This is a genomic window from Pelagimonas sp. KU-00592-HH, assembly GCF_040369695.1.
GTDB lineage: Bacteria > Pseudomonadota > Alphaproteobacteria > Rhodobacterales > Rhodobacteraceae > Shimia.
On the sequence record NZ_BAABWM010000002.1, the window covers coordinates 28,300 to 44,149 of the forward strand.

The following is a 15,850-nucleotide window of genomic DNA, read 5'->3' on the forward strand; positions in this document are numbered from 1 at the left end:
GCTTCGGTCCCCTCCGAAGCGCCTTCTTTTTAAGAAAAATCACACGAATCCCATTAGCGCCCATTCGTTAACAAACTGTTTCCAAACCCGCAGATCGTTGACGAAGCGGCCCCAACTGCCCCATTATTGCCCTAATTGTACCACCCAATTTCCACATTCTCTAAGCGCGAAAGGCCACTGCCATGGCACGTTCCGAACCAACCCCTTCGAAAACCGCGGACAGCATTGTCGCCCCAACCCGCCAGACCTGGACTGATCTGGTCGCGGCGCTCGGCTGGACCCACGACTTCATCATCTCCGGCACCTATGACCACAACTCGGCCTGGGCCGCCTCCGTTGTCGGCTCGGAAGGTGATGATACCCTCAACATGCTGTCCTCCGTGAATAGCGCCTTTGACGCCCTTGGCGGCAATGATGTTCTCAACGGCAATGGCGGCAACGATGGTGCCCTTGGCGGCGCTGGCAACGATAGCCTCTATGGCGGCCTCGGCATGGACACGCTTTATGGCGGTGCCGACAACGATGTGATCGACGGCGGCGGTGACGATGACGACCTGCGCGGCGACGACGGTCACGACGAAATGGTCGGCGGCGCGGGCAACGATTTCATGGACGGCGGCACCGGAAATGACGACATGAGCGGTGGCGGCGACAATGACACCATGCTCGGCGGTGACGGCAACGACACCATGACCGGTGGTGACGGAAACGACGTCATGGCCGGCGGTGCCGGCGACGACAACGTCAATGGTGGCTCGGGTGCCGATTGCCTGTTCGGCGAAGACGGCAAGGACACCCTCAAAGGCGGTGGCGGCGATGACCTGCTGCTCGGCGGCGACGGACGTGACCGCCTGCTTGGCGGCACCGGCAATGACGAGATGTTCGGCGAAGCCGGCGATGATGTGATGCGCGGCGGCCGTGACAACGACACCATGGTTGGTGGCGCCGGCAACGACAAGATGTCGGGCAACGACGAAAACGACGACCTCTTCGGCGGCGCGGGCCACGACCAGCTTTACGGTGGACGCGGTGACGACTTTGCCTCGGGTGGCGACGGCGACGACCTGATCAAGGGCGATGACGGCAACGACACCCTGCGCGGCGAACGCGGCAATGACACCATCCACGGTGGTGACGGCGATGATGTCGCTTATGGCCGCAAGGGCGATGACTACCTGACCGGTGCCAGCGGCGCGGACATCCTGAACGGTGGTGACGGCAACGACACCATCCGTGGCGGCGTTGGCGATGACACCCTGATGGGCGGCGCGGGAGGAGACAGCTTCGTCTTCTTCGACACCATCAACAACGGCCACGACACTGTGAAAGACTTCAACGTGGAAGAAGACGTCATCCGCGTACACGAGCCGACGCTCTTCGTTGGTGTCCAAACAGCAGATGGTCTGGAAATGACCCTCGATGGCACGATCAAGTTCCTGCTCGAAGGCCTGACACTCGCTGATTTCGAACTGATCCAGTACGATTTTATCTAATCCGGATCAAACAACGCAAAAGGGCCGCCCAATCCGGGCGGCCCTTTTTCTATGTGCCGTTGGAACGATCAGCCCTTGTTCAGCTGATCCTTGACCATCGGGCCCACCTGGCCGAAATCCATCTGGCCGGTGTACTTGCTTTTCAGTACGCCCATGATCTTGCCCATATCGCGGATCGAACTTGCGCCAATCTCGGCAATCGCGGCGTCGATGGCAGCAATGATCTCGCCATCATCAAGCTTCTTGGGCAGGAACTCCTCGATCACGGTGATCTCGTTCAATTCCCGCTCCGCAAGGTCCAGACGCCCGCCCTCTTCATAGGTCCGCGCGCTCTCCTGGCGCTGCTTGACCATCTTCGACAGGATCCCCAGAACCTCGTCGTCACCGACGCTGCCCTCGTCCCCATTGCCTCGTGCCGCAATGTCACGATCCTTGATCGCGGCAGTCACAAGACGCAGGGTCGAAAGCCTGTCAGCCGCCCGATCCCGCATCGCCTGTTTAAGTGCGGTATTGATGTCGTCTCGCAATGTCATGGCATCGCCCGTTTGCTGATAATCATGAAGCCGGGAACATATATAAAGCGCGGTTTCGAAGCAAGCACCGCGCGATTTTGCCAAGTTATTGTTTTTAAACGAAAACCATTTTTTTCTCTCCCTTGACGCTGCGCCCGCCTCGACATAGTTTCCCGACAATTTGTCAGCCGGAGAGTCGCCCCATGGTCCAGGATCCCAACGCCAAACCCACAGCCTGCCTTGCCCTTGCAGATGGCACCGTCTTCTACGGACGCGGTTTCGGGGCCACCGGTGACACCGTTGCAGAGCTCTGCTTCAACACCGCCATGACCGGCTACCAGGAGATCATGACCGACCCGTCCTACGCGGGCCAGATCGTGACATTCACCTTCCCCCACATCGGCAACACCGGCGTCACCCCCGAGGATGACGAGACCGGCGATCCGGTTGCCGCGGGCATGGTTGTCAAATGGGACCCGACCCAACCCTCCAACTGGCGCTCGGTTGACACGCTGAACAATTGGCTGGCAGCCCGCGGCCGCATCGCCATCGGCGGGGTCGACACCCGCCGCCTGACCCGCGCCATCCGCCAGCAGGGTGCGCCGCACGTCGCACTGGCACACGATCCCGAAGGCAACTTCGACACCGCGGCGCTGATCGCCAAGGCCCGCGCCTTCTCGGGTCTCGAAGGTCTCGACCTCGCCAAGGACGTCACCTGCGCCCAATCCTACCGCTGGGACGAAATGCGCTGGGCATGGCCCGACGGCTACCCGCGTCAGGAGGCCCCCAAACACAAGGTCGTCGCCCTCGACTTCGGCGCCAAGCGCAACATCCTGCGCTGCCTCGCCTCGGCCGGCTGTGACGTCACCGTCCTGCCCGCCTCTGCCACCGCAGACGAGATCCTCGCCCACAACCCCGATGGCGTCTTCCTGTCGAACGGCCCCGGCGATCCGGCAGCCACCGGCGAATATGCCGTGCCGATGATCCAGGACATCCTGAAAACCGACCTGCCCGTCTTCGGCATCTGCCTCGGCCACCAGATGCTGGCTCTGGCGCTGGGCGCCAAGACCGTCAAGATGAACCACGGCCACCACGGTGCGAACCACCCGGTCAAGGATCACGAGACCGGCAAGGTCGAGATCACCTCGATGAACCACGGCTTTGCCGTCGACGCGCAATCCCTGCCCGAAGGTGTCGTGGAAACCCACGTCTCGCTGTTTGACGGCTCCAACTGCGGCATCCGCATCGCCGACCGCCCGGTCTTCTCGGTCCAGCACCACCCCGAGGCCTCGCCTGGCCCGCAGGACAGCTTCTACCTCTTCGAAAAATTCGCCGCCGCCATGGACGCCCGCAGCGCCTGAGCCCCGGCCAAATCGAAACCTAAAAAACTGGAGCCTGCTTCGAAAGAAGCAGGCTCTTTTTCTTTCCGAGGAAGTAGGTTTGCCTGCGACATTTTGTCCTTGCGCTTCGGGCCCTGTTATAATATCACATTCAATGGGAGGACCCTATTACGGAGATGACGATGCCTTGGCACATCAATAAGAAATCGAAAGATCTAGTGGACGCCCACTACGCCCTTCCCACTCGTGATGAGCTGATAAAGAACGCCTCAGCAACAATCGGCGAACTAGATCAGAGCATCGCTTTTATGCACGAAATCAGAGCAAACGCATTGTCGCAGGTGCGCGGAGAAGGCATGGAAGACGCCAAGCAAATTGCGTTGGAAATCGATGCCCTCGAAAACGCCCAGAGAATGCTTCAAGGCTTCGTTGACCGTACATCACAATCTTAGTCCAACTACAGTGACAGCGCGTTCGCTCTACTGCCGAATTTAGTCGTCAAGCTGACTCGTTAGTCGCAAAACTTGTCCTTCCAGAAAGCAAACTCTGGGAGGACAAACGGCCTACGGGTTTGGGACGACTTGCTACCCGCTGCTCATTCCCGCGATCATCGCGGCAAGTGCAACCAGGTGGATCAGAATGATCGCGCGGTCGTTCCAAAGCACGCCGACAACAAACCACCCAAGCACCCCCACCAGGAACAGGTAGAGGTTCCACGGGGTCCAGCCAAACCCCGTCGCGGTATAGCCGATGATCTGGATGACAGACGCCCCCCACTTCACCCAGAACGCCAGCTGATCCTTGCCCCGACCGGGCGCCAGCACCTCAGACGGCACGCGTCAGCCCCCCGTCGATACGCAGGTTCTGCCCTGTCATGTATCCACCGCCCTCGGACGCGAGCCATGAGATCAGCGAAGACACCTCCCCCGCCTTTCCATACCGCCCCATCGGAATGCGGCTGCGGCGGTCTTCGCTTTCGGGCAGGCTGTCGATAAAGCCGGGCAGCACGTTGTTCATCCGGATGTTGTCAGCCGCGTATTTGTCGGCAAACAGCTTGGCAAAGGCCGCCAGCCCAGCACGAAACACACCCGACGTCGGGAACAGCGGATCGGGTTCAAAGGCGGCAAAGGTCGATATGTTGATAACCGCGCCGCCCCCCTGCGCCTGCATGATCGGCGTCACGAGGCGCGTCGGCCGGATCACGTTCATCAGGTACACTTCCATACCCTGATGCCAGTCCTCATCCGACATCTCCAGAACACCGCCCTTGGGGCCATGTCCGGCCGAATTCACCAGGACGTCGACACGCCCCCAACGCTCCATTACCCCCTCGACCAGCGCACCAAGATCCGCCCCCGAAAGGTTTGAGCCGGTAACGCCGAACCCTCCGAGTTCCGTGCCAAGAGCCTCCCCCTTGCCCGACGAAGACAAAACGCCAACCCGGAACCCATCCGCTGCCAATCGACGTGCCGCATCCGCCCCCATGCCAGAGCCACCAGCCGTCACAAGCGCTACTTTTTCTACAGTCATTACTGCCTCCATCGTCATTCTCAATGCAACATAGGAGCGAAAAGTCCCCTTCTGAAATCAGAATTGACGCCACATGCCTGCAGTTTTACTACTTCCTTATGAAAAACCTCCCACCCCTCAACGGCCTTCGCGCCTTTGAAGCGGCCGGCCGACATCTCACCTTTCAGGCCGCCGCCCAGGAACTCGACGTCACCCAGGGCGCGGTGGCCCAGCAGGTGCGCGCGCTGGAAGCACAGCTTGGGATCCAGCTGTTCGAGCGCCATTCCAAGGGCCTGATCTTCACCGCTGCCGGACGTGGCTACCACGCGCAGGTGCAAACCGCCTTCACCACGCTCCGCGAGGCCACGGAAACCCTGCTGCCCGAGGCCGACAAGGTCCTGATCAGCGTGACACCGACATTTGCTTCGAAATGGCTGATCCCCAACCTGCCCGACTTCAGCGAACGACACCCCGACATCGATCTCAGGATCGTCGCAACCGAAAAGGTGTCGAGCTTCCATGCGGACGGGATCGACCTCGCCATCCGACAGGGCAATCCCCCGTTCGGCGCAAGCCTCGATGCCCACCTCCTGTTCAAACAGGAGATCATCGCCGTCGCCGCGCCGGAACTCGTCAACAAGATCTCGCCGGACATGGACGCGCTCGCCAGCCTGCCAAGGATTCACGACGCCCACAGTCTCTGGCCAAAGTTTCTCGGCAACGCCCCCTCCAAACACGATGCGCTTCACGGCCTCCAGCTCAGCCAGACAGCCCTTGCCATCGACGCCGCGATCTCGGGTCAGGGCGTCGCACTGGCAAGCCGGTTTCTCCTGCGCAAAGAGATCGAAGCAGGCAATCTCGTACAGGTCGTTCCCGAGGTCATGACAGGCGACTCCGATTTCTATCTCCTCGTCCGCCGTGACACCCGCAAAAGACCCGCCGTTGCCGCGGTGATTGAATGGATGACACAGGCCTCAGCGCCCCACGGGCAACACCCACGGCCAACTTAAGACCCTGTTAACCAAGGCCCGCCAAAATCCCCCGCGGATCGACCTATGGGGGACAGGCCGTGAGTGAACCGTTATTGCGCCTGACAGATGCGCGTCCTGCCGCTCCGGCGGGGACAATGTCCCTTGGTCTGCGTCTGCTCAAATCCGGCCTTCTGGCCCCCTGGCAACTCTTCCATGCCCGCGAGCGTCTGCCGCTCTGGGATGCCACCCTGATGGAAATCCTCGCCGCCCGCGGCTGGCTTTCGCCCGAGGCAAGACGCGACCTGCTGTCCCGCCAGCTCGACATGCAGGCCGTCGATCTCTCCGAAACGCCGCCCGACCCCAATCTCGCCCATCTCCTGCCCGCCACCTTCTGCCTGCGCCACAACGTGATCCCATGGCAGAGCCTGGGCGGCCTCCTGATCCTCGCCACCGGCGCCCCCGAACGTCTGGCCGCCGCACTGGCCCTCCTGCCCGAAGCGCAATCCGCCCCGCTCAAAGGCGCGCTGATCGCCGTCGCCACCCCCGCGCAGATCGAAACCGCCCTCATCGCAACCCACCGCCCGACACTCACCAAACAGGCCGAAACCCGAACCGCGCCCGACTACAGCTGCCGCAACTGGCACCACAGCCGCCAACGCAGCCGCATCATCTGGGCGACACTGATCCTCCTCACCTGCCTGATCCTGCTTGCCCCCTCTGCGTTTTTTTCGGCTCTCACGGTCTTTGCGGCACTCTCCCTAATTGCCGTTTCGGTCATGAAAATCGCCGCCTTCATGGCCTGCGCCCCACCGCGCCCCGCGCCCCCGCTCCAAGGCCCCTTGCCGCGCATCTCTGTGATGGTGCCACTGTTCCGCGAAAGAGAAGTGGCGCAGGTTCTCGTGAACCGCCTGAGCCGCCTGACCTACCCCGAGGCCCTGCTTGACGTGCTGCTGGTGCTCGAAGCCCATGACGACACCACGCAGGCCGCACTCAAACACACCACCCTGCCGCGCTGGATGCGGGTCGTCACCGTTCCCGCCGGCTCCGGCCTCACCACCAAACCGCGCGCGCTGAACTATGCTCTGGATTTCTGCAAGGGCGACATCATCGGCATCTGGGACGCCGAAGACGCCCCCGCCCCGGACCAGCTCGAAACCGTTGCCAACTACTTTGCCGCCGCCCCGCCAGCGGTGGTCTGCCTGCAGGGCGTCCTTGACTACTACAACCCCTACACCAACTGGATCGCCCGCTGTTTCACCATCGAATACGCCACGTGGTTCCGCACCGTCCTGCCCGGTCTCGCCCGCATCGGATTTGCGGTGCCACTGGGCGGCACGACCCTGTTCCTGCGTCGCCGCGCAATCGAAGCGCTTGGCGGCTGGGACGCCCACAACGTCACCGAAGACGCCGACCTTGGCATGCGCATTGCCCGTTTCGGCTGGCGCACCGAACTCATCCCAACGGTCACACAGGAAGAAGCCAACTGCCAACCGCTGGCCTGGGTCCGCCAAAGATCACGCTGGCTCAAGGGCTACATGGTGACATGGCTCGTGCACATGCGTGCGCCCCTGCGGCTCCTGCATGACGTCGGCTTCCGCCAGTTTCTCGGCATCCAACTGGTCTTTGCCTGCACCCTGTCCCAGTTCCTGCTCGCCCCGCTGATCTGGTTGTTCTGGCTGGGCCTGATCGGTGTCTCGCCACCGTTCGAAAGCGCCCTGCCCCCCGGCACCGCAGCCCTGTTTCTCGGCTTTGGCATGGTCAACGCGCTGATCTCTTTGCGTTCGATTTCAGGCCAGGGCCGAAACGCGCTCATCCCCTGGGTCTTTGCAATGGTGGCCTATTTCCCGATGGCCACGCTTGCCGCCTACAAGGCCCTGTTCGAACTGCTGTTCATCCCCTTCTACTGGGACAAGACAGCCCACGGAAAAACCCAAGAAGGCACCAGCGCCACAGCCCCCTGAACCCGCGAAAACGGCCCTTACCCGTCCGTGTTTTCCTGCTTGAGGCGGGTCACGAAGGCCTTCGAGATGTGATCCTTGAGCGCCTTGTACGCCCCGTCCTCATCCTTGGCCTCGATCGCGTTCACGATGGCCGCGTGTTCGACCAGCGTGTCCTCGCTGCGCCCTTCGGCGGCAATCGACGTGGTCGCCATCAGCGCCATCGACCGGTGCACGAGGTCAAGCTGCTGCACGAGATAGCGGTTGTGCGACGCGAGGTGGATCTGCTTGTGAAAGCGGCGGTTCGCCCGCGACAAGGCCGACGGGTCATTCACCAGCGCCTTGTCCTCTTCCACCATGTCGCGCAACACCCGCACCTCTTCCGGCGTCGCGTGTTTCGCCGCCAGCCGCGCCGCCAGTCCTTCAAGCTCGGTACGCACGACGTAAAGCTCGGCCATCTGGTTGTGATCCAGCGACGACACGATCAGGCTCCGCCCGTCCCGCGCCAGAAGGGATTGCGTCTCCAGTCGCTGCAACGCCTCGCGGATCGGTGTCCGCGACACCCCGAACCGCTCTGCCAGATCGCTTTCGACCAACCGGTCGCCGGGCTTGAACACGCCCACGTCAATGGCTCCGAGGATCAGCGAATACGCATCCTTGTTCGGCGATTTTCCTTGCGACATGATTTCTCCCCGTATGCGCTCTTGCAGGCGCTGACACACGAGCCTATGCCACGCGCGTGCCGATAATCAACCCCGCCATTGCACGCAGCCCCTCTCGGACCTATTTTGCCCCCATGCCGAAACAAGCCTTCTCCCACGTGACCACCTGGGTCTTTGACCTCGACAACACGCTCTACCCGCCCCACGCACGTCTCTTCGACCAGATCGAGGTGCGGATGACCGACTACGTGATGAACGCCCTCGGCGTCGACCGGCCCAAGGCCAACCACCTGCGCAAACACTACTGGGCGGAATATGGCACCACCCTCGCCGGCCTGATGCGCGAACATGATGTCGACCCCGCCCCCTATCTTGTGGACGTGCACGACATCTCCTTTGCCGAACTGGAAAAAGACCCCCACCTCGCCGCGCAAATCAAGGCCCTGCCGGGACGGCGCATCGTCTATACCAACGGCACCGCGCCCTATGCCGAACAGGTGCTGAACGCACGTGGTCTCGACGGGTTGTTCGATGCGGTCTATGGCGTTGAACACGCAGGCTACTTGCCCAAACCGGAACGCGCCGCCTTTGAAGCGGTGTTCAAACTCGACGGTGTCACCACCGAAACCGCCGCCATGTTCGAAGATGATCCGCGCAACCTTATGGCGCCGCACGAGATGGGCATGAAAACCGTGCACGTGGCCCCCGATCCGCATGACGCGGACCACATTCACCACCACACCGACGACCTGCCCGACTTCCTGTCGAAACTGACCTGAATCAGGGTCAACCCATGCATACTTTCTAATCTGCGCATATATTAATTCATTTATGCGAATATGTATTGATTTTCCTGCCGCCGTGCAGCATGACACGGGGTCACACCCCCTTGGATTCGCAGCGCCCATCGCTATCTGCCGAGACAGGGAACCACACTCGACAGGAGAAACGCGCATGAGCCTTACCGACACCAACCCCGTCATCGAAACCACCGAAGACACCCACCACGACGAAGTCATCTCCAAGTCCGGCCTGGCCATGATCTACGCCGTTCTGGCCGCCGTTGTCGTCGCTTGGGGCTCGGCTGTCTATGCCTTCGGCATTCCCGGCCTCTACATGCCTGCCGTGGCCCTTGTTCCGGTCATCTGGGTCATCCTGCTGATCATCTCGCGCGGTTAATCACCGACGCAGGGCAAGGCGTCATTCCGCCCCTTGGAACCCCGGGCCACCAGCGCTAGATTGCGCCCAAGGCCCGGAGAACCAATGAGGCGCCCATGACGGCTACATCCCAAACCGATATCCTGATCTCTGGTGGCGGCATCGCCGGTCTGACCGCAGCCGCCGCCTTTGCAAGCGCCGGATTTTCCGTGCAATGCGTCGATCCGGCCCCGCCGATCACCGAACGCGACGCCGCAGGCTCCGACCTGCGCACCACCGCCTTCCTGCAACCCGCCCGCGCCCTGCTTGACGAAGCAGGCCTCTGGGAACGCCTCGCGCCCCACGCCGCCCCGCTTCAGATCATGCGCATCGTCGATGCAGGCGGCGAAGTTCCCGAACCGCGCATCGTCAAGGATTTCAACGCCACCGACATCTCCGACCTGCCGTTCGGCTGGAACCTGCCAAACTGGCTCCTGCGCCGTGAAATGCTGGCCCGCCTGCAAGAGATGGACAATGTCGACCTGCGGCTTGGCACCGCGACCACCACGCTTTTCACCCGCACCGACGAAGCCCGCGTCACCCTCACCGACGGCAGCCGCACCACGGCCCGCCTCGTGATTGCCGCCGATGGCCGCAACTCCCCCATGCGCGAGGCCGCAGGCATCAAGGTCCACACTACCCGCTATGGTCAAAAGGCACTCGCCTTCGCCGTCACCCACCCGATCCCGCACGAGAACGTCTCGACCGAGATCCACCGCTCAGGCGGCCCCTTCACCCTCGTGCCCCTGCCCGACTACCAGGGCAAACCCTCCTCCGCGCTGGTCTGGATGGAACGCGGTCCCCGCGCCGAAGAGCTGTTCAACATGGACGTGGCCGATTTCGAACGCGAAATGACCGAGCGCAGCTGCTCCCTGTTCGGCCCGCTCACACTGGCCTCGCGCCGCACTATCTGGCCGATCATCTCGCAATCCGCCGAAACCCTCTACGGCGAACGCCTCGCACTGGTGGCCGAAGCCGCCCACGTGGTGCCGCCCATCGGTGCGCAGGGGCTCAACATGTCCTTGGGCGACATGCGCATCCTGCTCGATCTCGCCAAAGCCAGCCCCGCCGACCTTGGCAGCCGCCAGATGCTCGAAACCTACCACCGCAAACGCTTCACCGAGGTCAAACTGCGGGTCAAGGGCATCGACATGCTGAACCGCGCCTCGATGGTCGAAACGCCCGCCCTGCGCGACGCCCGCGCAATGGGCCTCAACGCGCTCTACTCGCTGGCACCGGTGCGCAAGACGCTGATGCAGATGGGTCTCGGGGCGCGCTGACCGGATGCGCCGCCTGACGAACTTCCTCAAGGGCCACTGGCAGCTGACCCTGCTCTGCGCCCTTGTCTTCGTCCTCTGGCCGTCCGACCTCGTCTATCCGCTGCGCCTGCTCATCGTCTTCCTGCACGAACTCTCCCACGCCATCGCCACCATCCTCACCGGCGGCAGCGTGGTCGATTTCTCGGTCAACGCCCACGAGGGCGGCCACGTCATGTCGCGGGGTGGCAATCGCTTCATCACCCTCAGCGCGGGCTACGTCGGCTCTCTCCTGATCGGCATCGCGCTACTTCTGACCGCCGTGCGCACCCGCCTCGACCGCACCGCCCTCGCCACGCTTGGTGCGGCCATGCTGCTTGTCACCCTGCTCTATATCCGCGAGCCCTTCGCCATCGGCTTCTGCGCCCTCACCGGCACCCTGATGCTCCTGACCGCCCGCTACCTGCCGCACGACATCAACGACCTCGTGCTGCGCATCATAGGCCTCACCAGCATGATCTACGTGCCCTATGACATCTTCTCCGACACCATCGCCCGCGCCCACCTGCGCTCCGATGCCCGGATGCTGGCCGAAGAGATCGGCGGCACCACCACCTCCTGGGGTCTCCTGTGGCTCGCCATCAGCCTCGCCGCCATTTTCACCAGCCTGCGCTATGGCCTCGGGGCGAACAGCAACGTGCACATCCACCTGCGCAGGGGTTAACCTTACGGAAAGCCGTTCGCCGCCTTAATCCGGCAAATCCGCAATCCCGCACCGTCGCGATACCGACGTAATACCGACGTAAAACCGACGGCCCGTTTCCGAGCCGCCGGTCACTTTAAAACATTGATTCGGCTGCAAGTTTTACAGAACCTTGTCCAGAACCACCTGCAAACGCCCAAGGGTTGCGTCGACATCATACAGCTTGTCGAGACCGAAGAGACCAAGGCGGAAGGTCATGAACCCTTCCGGCTCGTCGCAGGCCAGCGGCACACCGGCGGCAATCTGCATGCCCTCGGCCACGAACTTCGAGCCGTTCTGAACACCCGGATCGCTGGTATAGCTCACCACGACACCAGGAGCGCCAAACCCTTCTGCTGCAACGCTTTTAATGCCTTTCTCGGCAAGCATCGCCCGCACACCATTGCCCAGCGCCCATTGCGCATCCCGCAATTTGTCGAACCCGTATTCCTTGGTTTCCGCCATCGTGTCACGGAACGCCCGCAGCGCATCCGTCGGCATGGTCGCGTGATAGGCATGGCCGCCGTTCTCATAGGCCATCATGATCGAGTGCCACTTCTTGAGATCGATGGCAAAGCTGTCCGAAGTGGTCTCTTCCATCTTCGCCAGCGCCGCCTCCGACATCATCACCAGACCCGCCGACGGCGACGCCGACCAGCCCTTCTGCGGCGCCGAACACAGAACATCCACCCCCAGCGCCTTCATGTCGATCCAGACACATCCGCTGGCGATACAATCCAGCACCATCAGCGCGCCAACCTCATGCGCGGCCTCGGCCATCGCCTTGATATAGTCGTCCGGCAGGATCACACCGGCCGAAGTTTCAACATGCGGAGCAAAGACCACATCGGGTTTAACGTCCTGAATTTTCGCAACAACTTCCTCGATTGGCGCAGGTGCAAAAGGCGCGGTCACGTCATTGCCCGTCTGGCGCGCCTTCATCACCGTGCTTTCCGCCGCAAAGGCGCCCGCCTCGAATATCTGGCTCCAGCGGTACGAGAACCAGCCGTTGCGCACCACCAGCGTCTTGGCATCGCGCGCGAACTGACGCGCCACGGCTTCCATGCCATAGGTGCCACCACCGGGGATCAGCGCCACCGCATCGGCATTGTACACCTCTTTCAGCATCCCCGAGATATCCCGCATCACCTGCTGGAACGCCTGGCTCATGTGGTTCAGCGAACGGTCGGTGAAAACAACCGAAAACTCCTCGAGACCCGTCGGGTCGATATCCTTCAAAAGCGCCATGACGGCCTCCCTTTTCTTCTGTCGGCCAGTATCGCTAGCCGGTTCAATCCGTTTTGGCAAAGTCTACTTTTGCATACTGTTCAAGGCATGCATGCAGTTCACCACAACCCATGATTAGGCAGGTTTTCAAAGGCGATTTACGAACAATGGCGACAAAAACCGCCCCCGTTTCCGCCATTCTGCCACATCACAATGGCCCCGGCCTGCGTTCTTCACTCAGCAGCACGTTGGCCTCAACGTCCCCCACCCCGGGCAATGTCATCACCCGCCGCCGCAGAACCCGTTCAAAATCCGCAATGTCCCGCGCCGTCACCCGCAGGCGATAGTCATACATGCCCAGCACATGCTCGACCGTCTGCACCTCCGGGATCGCCGTCACCGCCCGCTCGAAATCCTCAAGCGACACCCGCCCCTTGGTGGCCAGTTTCACGCCCAGAAACACGGTCACCCCAAAGCCCAGCTTCTCGGCATCCAGATCCAGCTTGCGCCCCGCGATCACCCCGGCATCCTTGAGCCGCTTGATCCGCCGCCACGTGGCCGGCTGGCTCAGGCCAAACCGCCGCCCCAGCGCCCCTGCCGACTGGGTCGCATCCTCGGCCAGCGCCTTCAAAAGCCCGCGATCTACCTCGTCCAGTTCCATCATATCGGCAGGGTCTCCTCGGCCTTGATCGCCGCCACCTGCATCAGCGCCTCGATATCCGCGATATGCGGCAGGGTCAGGATGTGGCGGCGATAGATGTCCTGATAGTGCGACATGTCCCGCGCGATCACCGAAAGCCGTACGTCCACCCGGCCCAGAAAGGTCTGGATTTCGATCACCTCGCCAATCTCGCGCGCAGCGGCCAGAAACTCGTCAAACGCCCGCGGATTGGTCTTGTCGAGAGTCACCCGAAGGCTCACCTCCACCGCATAGCCAAGCGCCCGCCAGTTGATCACCGCACGCTGCCCCCGCAAAACCTTCATCTCTTGCAGTTTATCTATCCGTCGCCCCAATCGCGACGTGGTCATCCCCAGCCGATCCGCCAGATCCGGCAGCGACATGTCGGGATCGGCCTGCATCTGGCGCAGTATGCGTCTATCGAGATCATCAAGCATGAATCTTTCATTAAACGAATTTTTTACGAATGACTATCACAATACTGGATAAATTTTCATTCAAAGCGCATCTCGCCTTCCCTGTTGGTACGGGTATAGTGCCCGCCAGACATACAACAAAGGGAGCGCCGACATGCGCGTTTACTACGATCGCGATTGCGACATTAACCTGATCAAAGACAAGAAAGTGGCCATCCTGGGCTACGGTTCGCAAGGCCACGCACACGCGCTGAACCTGCGCGACTCGGGCGCCAAGAACCTTGTCGTTGCTCTGCGCGAAGGCTCGCCCTCGGCCAAGAAAGCAGAAGGCGAAGGCCTTCAGGTCATGGGTATCGCCGAAGCGGCCGCATGGTGCGACGTCATCATGTTCACCATGCCCGACGAACTGCAGGCAGAAACCTACAAGAAATACGTCCACGACAACATCAAGCCGGGCGCAGCCATCGCATTCGCCCACGGCCTGAACGTGCACTTCGGCCTGATCGAGCCGAAAGAAGGCGTTGACGTGATCATGATGGCCCCCAAAGGCCCCGGTCACACCGTACGCGGCGAATACACCAAAGGCGGCGGCGTGCCCTGCCTCGTAGCCGTTCACACCGACGCAACCGGCAAGGCGCTGGAAATCGGCCTGTCCTACTGCTCGGCCATCGGTGGCGGCCGTTCGGGCATCATCGAAACCAACTTCCGCGAAGAGTGCGAAACCGACCTGTTCGGCGAACAAGCCGTTCTCTGCGGTGGCCTGGTTGAGCTGATCCGCTGCGGTTTCGAAACCCTGGTCGAAGCCGGTTACGCACCGGAAATGGCCTATTTCGAATGCCTGCACGAAGTGAAGCTGATCGTTGACCTGATCTATGAAGGCGGCATCGCCAACATGGACTACTCGATCTCGAACACTGCAGAATACGGCCAGTACGTCACCGGCCCGCGCATCCTGAAGTACGACGAAACCAAAGCCCGCATGAAAGCGGTTCTGGAAGACATCCAGCAGGGTAAATTCGTCCGTGACTTCATGCTGGAAAACCAGGTTGGCCAGCCGACCCTCAAGGCATCGCGTCGCGCCAACGACGAGCACCTGATCGAAGAAACCGGCGCCAAGCTGCGCGGCATGATGCCGTGGATCTCGGCCGGCAAAATGGTCGACAAAGAAAAGAACTAAGTCCTTACCGGACAACGGTTATCAGGGGCGTCCTTCGGGGCGCCCCTTCGCGTTTGCCGCTCTGCACGGGCGCACAGGCCGGGCGCAGCTCCTGCACATTGCAAATCCCCCGCCGCCACCACACATCAGCGCCATGACCCAATATGACATCAACGTCAGACAGGGTCTGCCCACCGAAATGCAGACCCTGCTTCGGGAGTATCCGCGCGATGACTGGCCGGATCACCCGAATCTCGCCGCGTCCACCCGCAACTGGCTGGGGGCGCATTCCTCCTTCCGCCAGCTGGCGGCCATCCTGCAAAGCGACACCCAGCAGGTGATCGACAAGACCCTCGCACCGGAAGACCACGCCAAACGCCTGTCACGCTTCGGAAATCTTCTGGTCCACAACCTGCATGGGCATCACCACTGGGAAGACCACAGCTTCTTTCCCGAACTGGAAGAGGCTGATCCCCGGTTTACGCGCGGGTTGGAAATGCTCGAGACAGACCACCACGAGATGGACGGTCTGCTTGAAAACCTGACGGGAACAGCCAACCGCTATCTCAAGCTGTTGCACCTCTCCCCGACGGACGCAGAGCGCGAACTGTCGGCACTGGAAACACACACCAGCGGCATCGACCGTTTCCTCGCCCGTCACCTGACGGACGAAGAAGATCTCGTGGTGCCGATCCTCTTGCATCACCGCCTGCGTGGCTGACCCCTGTCTCCCCTTGACCCCGACCGCGCGTC

18 protein-coding genes are annotated in these 15,850 nt (G+C 61.7%); 11 read left to right on the forward strand and 7 right to left on the reverse strand.

All coding sequences use genetic code 11. The features are described 5' to 3' along the window. Window positions 1-182: 182 nt before the first annotated feature. Entirely contained in the window at window positions 183-1,493 is a 1,311-nt protein-coding gene (locus tag ABWV42_RS07270; RefSeq protein ID WP_353339552.1) for a calcium-binding protein, read from the forward strand. A 68-nt stretch (window positions 1,494-1,561) separates the two neighbouring features. Here ABWV42_RS07270 and ABWV42_RS07275 read toward each other — a convergent pair whose 3' ends face one another. Further along, on the reverse strand, window positions 1,562-2,026 hold the full coding sequence (locus ABWV42_RS07275; RefSeq protein ID WP_255108399.1) for a GatB/YqeY domain-containing protein: 465 nt from the start codon (window positions 2,024-2,026) through the stop codon (window positions 1,562-1,564). 182 nt (window positions 2,027-2,208) lie between these two features. Here ABWV42_RS07275 and carA point away from each other — a divergent pair, with 182 nt between their 5' ends. After that, a complete protein-coding gene (gene carA, locus ABWV42_RS07280) occupies window positions 2,209-3,366 on the forward strand; it encodes a glutamine-hydrolyzing carbamoyl-phosphate synthase small subunit (protein WP_353339553.1) in 1,158 nt (385 codons plus the stop codon). Between the two features lie 161 nt (window positions 3,367-3,527). Continuing rightward, window positions 3,528-3,797 (forward strand): hypothetical protein, encoded by a 270-nt coding sequence (locus ABWV42_RS07285; protein ID WP_353339554.1) that lies wholly within the window; start codon window positions 3,528-3,530, stop codon window positions 3,795-3,797. A gap of 132 nt (window positions 3,798-3,929) precedes the next feature. Here ABWV42_RS07285 and ABWV42_RS07290 read toward each other — a convergent pair whose 3' ends face one another. After that, window positions 3,930-4,181, reverse strand: a complete 252-nt coding sequence (locus ABWV42_RS07290; protein WP_353339555.1) for a DUF6552 family protein — start codon at window positions 4,179-4,181, stop codon at window positions 3,930-3,932. Beyond that, window positions 4,171-4,875, reverse strand: coding sequence for an SDR family oxidoreductase (locus ABWV42_RS07295; RefSeq protein ID WP_353339556.1), 705 nt, complete (start codon window positions 4,873-4,875; stop codon window positions 4,171-4,173). The genes ABWV42_RS07290 and ABWV42_RS07295 overlap by 11 nt, the downstream gene beginning before the upstream one ends. Window positions 4,876-4,973: 98 nt before the next feature. Here ABWV42_RS07295 and ABWV42_RS07300 point away from each other — a divergent pair, with 98 nt between their 5' ends. Continuing rightward, entirely contained in the window at window positions 4,974-5,864 is an 891-nt protein-coding gene (locus ABWV42_RS07300; protein ID WP_353339557.1) for a LysR substrate-binding domain-containing protein, read from the forward strand. Between the two features lie 116 nt (window positions 5,865-5,980). Further along, on the forward strand, window positions 5,981-7,786 hold the full coding sequence (locus tag ABWV42_RS07305; protein WP_353339558.1) for a glycosyltransferase: 1,806 nt from the start codon (window positions 5,981-5,983) through the stop codon (window positions 7,784-7,786). 17 nt (window positions 7,787-7,803) lie between these two features. Here the strand turns inward: ABWV42_RS07305 and ABWV42_RS07310 are convergent, their stop codons facing one another. After that, window positions 7,804-8,445, reverse strand: coding sequence for a GntR family transcriptional regulator (locus ABWV42_RS07310; protein ID WP_255108414.1), 642 nt, complete (start codon window positions 8,443-8,445; stop codon window positions 7,804-7,806). 113 nt (window positions 8,446-8,558) lie between these two features. Between ABWV42_RS07310 and ABWV42_RS07315 the strand changes: the two genes are divergently transcribed. From ABWV42_RS07315 to ABWV42_RS07330, 4 genes are all read left to right on the forward strand, one after another. Beyond that, on the forward strand, window positions 8,559-9,203 hold the full coding sequence (locus tag ABWV42_RS07315; RefSeq protein ID WP_353339559.1) for a pyrimidine 5'-nucleotidase: 645 nt from the start codon (window positions 8,559-8,561) through the stop codon (window positions 9,201-9,203). A 175-nt stretch (window positions 9,204-9,378) separates the two neighbouring features. Continuing rightward, entirely contained in the window at window positions 9,379-9,603 is a 225-nt protein-coding gene (locus ABWV42_RS07320) for a hypothetical protein (RefSeq protein ID WP_353339560.1), read from the forward strand. Window positions 9,604-9,698: 95 nt separating this feature from the next. Next, on the forward strand, window positions 9,699-10,901 hold the full coding sequence (locus ABWV42_RS07325; protein ID WP_353339561.1) for a UbiH/UbiF family hydroxylase: 1,203 nt from the start codon (window positions 9,699-9,701) through the stop codon (window positions 10,899-10,901). Window positions 10,902-10,905: 4 nt separating this feature from the next. Continuing rightward, on the forward strand, window positions 10,906-11,601 hold the full coding sequence (locus ABWV42_RS07330) for a M50 family metallopeptidase (protein ID WP_353339562.1): 696 nt from the start codon (window positions 10,906-10,908) through the stop codon (window positions 11,599-11,601). A gap of 141 nt (window positions 11,602-11,742) precedes the next feature. On the opposite strand, the gene ABWV42_RS07335 is transcribed toward ABWV42_RS07330, so the two are convergent. From ABWV42_RS07335 to ABWV42_RS07345, 3 genes are all read right to left on the reverse strand, one after another. Beyond that, complete coding sequence (locus ABWV42_RS07335) at window positions 11,743-12,867, reverse strand: aminotransferase class V-fold PLP-dependent enzyme (RefSeq protein ID WP_353339563.1); 1,125 nt, start codon at window positions 12,865-12,867, stop codon at window positions 11,743-11,745. Window positions 12,868-13,054: 187 nt separating this feature from the next. Then, window positions 13,055-13,510, reverse strand: coding sequence for an Lrp/AsnC family transcriptional regulator (locus ABWV42_RS07340; protein ID WP_255108425.1), 456 nt, complete (start codon window positions 13,508-13,510; stop codon window positions 13,055-13,057). Beyond that, window positions 13,507-13,962 carry an Lrp/AsnC family transcriptional regulator gene (locus ABWV42_RS07345; protein ID WP_353339564.1) on the reverse strand — a complete coding sequence of 152 codons (456 nt, stop codon included), beginning with the start codon at window positions 13,960-13,962 and terminating at the stop codon, window positions 13,507-13,509. Before ABWV42_RS07345 ends, ABWV42_RS07340 begins: the two co-directional genes overlap by 4 nt. A 133-nt stretch (window positions 13,963-14,095) precedes the next feature. Between ABWV42_RS07345 and ilvC the strand changes: the two genes are divergently transcribed. Both ilvC and ABWV42_RS07355 read left to right on the forward strand, forming a co-directional pair. Next, a complete protein-coding gene (gene ilvC / locus ABWV42_RS07350; RefSeq protein ID WP_255108429.1) occupies window positions 14,096-15,118 on the forward strand; it encodes a ketol-acid reductoisomerase in 1,023 nt (340 codons plus the stop codon). A 133-nt stretch (window positions 15,119-15,251) separates the two neighbouring features. Then, on the forward strand, window positions 15,252-15,818 hold the full coding sequence (locus ABWV42_RS07355; RefSeq protein WP_353339565.1) for a hemerythrin domain-containing protein: 567 nt from the start codon (window positions 15,252-15,254) through the stop codon (window positions 15,816-15,818). Window positions 15,819-15,850 lie beyond the last annotated feature (32 nt).